This is a genomic window from Sulfobacillus harzensis, assembly GCF_012933365.1.
Classification (GTDB): domain Bacteria; phylum Bacillota; class Sulfobacillia; order Sulfobacillales; family Sulfobacillaceae; genus Sulfobacillus_B; species Sulfobacillus_B harzensis.
On record NZ_JABBVZ010000214.1, the window covers coordinates 1 to 2,691 of the forward strand.

General features: G+C 60.3%; 3 protein-coding genes. All 3 read right to left on the reverse strand.

Translation table 11 applies throughout. From position 1 onward, the window contains the following. Positions 1–1,200, reverse strand: a 1,200-nt coding sequence (locus HIJ39_RS22435; protein ID WP_169103260.1) for a tyrosine-type recombinase/integrase, incomplete at its 3' end; no start/stop codon positions are given. Between the two features lie 53 nt (positions 1,201–1,253). Further along, entirely contained in the window at positions 1,254–2,102 is an 849-nt protein-coding gene (locus HIJ39_RS22440; protein WP_169103261.1) for a DDE-type integrase/transposase/recombinase, read from the reverse strand. Positions 2,103–2,154: 52 nt separating this feature from the next. After that, positions 2,155–2,691 (reverse strand): DUF6431 domain-containing protein (locus HIJ39_RS23915; protein WP_207711868.1); only part of this gene is annotated, 537 nt, incomplete at its 5' end.

Below are 2,691 nucleotides of genomic sequence, written 5' to 3' on the forward strand. Positions count from 1 at the left end.
TTGGCTATCCCACTTGAATGGGGTAATTCGCAGGAGCAGGACTTTCACCTGCAAGCTTCTGTACCTGCCAGTCGCACATAGATCGCCATCGAAACGATGGCGGGAATCGACAACGGCACCACTAGGTGGCGCACAATCTGAAAATCCGTTTTTGCCCGGCGGCACCGCGACGCCTGCGCGGGTGAGGTATTGACTGACGATGCTATGCAGCGTCGGCGGAGTGAGTGGCCCCACCGGGGCTGTGTGCCGGAGAAAAATCGTCGGACAATCCACACCAGGCCGCCCATATTTCAGGTATTCGATGACAGCCGTGCCGACCTCCGTCAACAGGGGCAAGGTGAGCGGCTGCCCGGTCTTCTGCTGAGTGATTACCAGGGTGTTGGTGTCCCACTGGAAACTGGCAAACGTGAGACGGCAAATGTCGGAGGCTCGTAGGCCTAGACGACACGCCAACAAGAGCATCGCGTAGTCTCGCCGCCCTTTGGGATTGGCACGATCGACGGCAGTCAATAAGCGAGCGATATCGTCTGCCGCGTAACTCGATGGTAAGTGGACCTTTTTCACCCCGGAGACCGGCGGCACAAACACGGCCAGATTGCGAGCGGTGTGTCCCTCCCGGTGCAAATACCTGAGAAACGTCCGGAGCAAGCACGAGGTACAATAAAGCGTGCTCCGGGAATACTCACGTCCGGTCAGACTGACAAACTCGGTGAGCACGCGGGCATCAAGCGCCGCCGGGTCTGCAACACCCGCAGCGTCAAGAAACTCCATGAACCGTGCGAGGTACAGCAGATGAGTTTCCATGGTGCGGGCCGCTCGGCCCGCCCGCTTTTCGTACGCGACGAACGCATCCATAATCGGCGCCCATGGGCCCTGAAACGGAGTCGATGTCGTCCGGCGGCGAATCGAGACAGGATGATGGGCCTGACAATCGAGTAGCACCTCAATGGCCCGCAGTCGATTTTGGTCCCGTCGCGCGGTAGGCCAGGGCTCCGCCCCCAGCACCAATCCGTACCGATGAGCCAAAAAGGTCGCCCCCAACTCGCGCGTAAATGCTGAGGCTTGTTCAGCGCAGGCGAACTGTTCCAGCTCCCCCCATACGGTCTCGAATCTCTGTAAGGACAAGGGGGTATGCTGCGTTTGCAGAAGAAGTTCACGGGTTACCACGATGAGCTCCGCGACACTCAGATCTTCTTTCATTGGCGATTCCTCCCACACGTAATGGCGCCGTAGCGCGCCTCCAGTGTGGGTCATTATGTCAAGCCACGCCGAAGAAAAGGAGGCATTTGCAAGGGATTGCGGAGTTGTCTTTCCATAATGGTCAGCTTGCCATAACCTTTGGCCTCGGGAGCGTAGGGTTTCGTGTAGACGATCCGGATGCCGAGCTTCGCGCCAATGCGCGCCATCTGGCGGGATCGGTACTGCTTGCCGTTATCGAAATACAGGCGTTGAGGCACGCCATACCGCCGCATGGCGGCCCGCAGGCTGTCTTCGACAATCGTCTGGTCTTGCGTTGGGTAGAAGGCGGCATGCACCACAAACCGGGTGGCGTCATCGATGATGACGGAGAGAAACACCTGCTGCGCTTTCCCGTGCGGACCAATGGGCAGATACGGCCCAAACTTGATGTCTGACTGCCAGAGTGCATTGCGGTGTCGCCGCTGGAAGCGGCGGGCAGCCGTTCCGGCGCTGTGATACAACCGCATCTGTCGGGTGCTGTATCCCGCGGCGGCGAGGTGCTCTTGCAAGGTGCTGCGCTTGATTTGTCCCGGGTTAACGCGACCTTCCCATTCAAGGACCTGGATAATCTGACGAACGCTACGTTGTGGAGCTTCCCGCCGCAACTGAATGGCCTGGGCCAGAACCTCGGGGGGAATCGCGTCGGAGTCCCGCGCTGGGCGCCCTTGCGGTTTCAGACCCTCAAATCCCGCGCCCTGAAACTGTCTCACATACCGTCGGACCGTCCGGTCCGATAATCCCGATTGTGCGCAAATGGCCGCGGTCAGCTGTTTCCGGACGGCCTGGTCGACATGCGGATCTAAGAGCGGCGCGATGAGTTGCATCCGCTCGGTCGCGATCGCTTCTGCTTTTTCTCGTTGCATGGATGGAATCCTCCCTTTTTCGGTGATTCCGCTCCATCGTAGCGATACCGCGTCAGGCCATCGATGCCGAACGGGTCTGTACCCACAGCGCTTCGTTGACGAGCCGCTGGACAACCGAGGCCAGCCAGCCGGTCGACGTGCGCACCCACGGAGCCCGTTGAGGAAGTGGCGTCAGCCACGGCAGGGCCCCCGCCGTGGCCGGAATCCGTTGCCGCGCTTGTAACGCTGCCCAACACTGCTGCACATACGGAATCCAGACATGAAACCAGGCGTGCCACCGCGCGAATGTGGACGGTTCGGCCGCGACGGCGGCCGCCGATCCCTCCGTGGCAAAGGCTTCGAGGCTAGCGGTGTCATAGCGCCGATAGGGCACCAGACAATCCGGGAGCTCGTGATGGATTCGGGCACAGAGATCACAACGGAGACGCCGAATGACGAGAACCAGGCGGACGCCCTCCGGCGTCCGGCGGACCCGGCGACGACTCCCGACCACCCGTAGGTGCGTATTCCGATGTAATCCACCAGGTATTCCAGTAATTCGCCACCAGTGTGTCCGGTAATTAGTCACCGGGTAGTCCGATAAATCGCC

Bases quoted from the DNA above. Each gene is read 5' to 3' on its own strand.
- HIJ39_RS22440 (WP_169103261.1), bottom strand. From the start codon at position 2,102: ATGCAACGAGAAAAAGCAGAAGCGATCGCGACCGAGCGGATGCAACTC.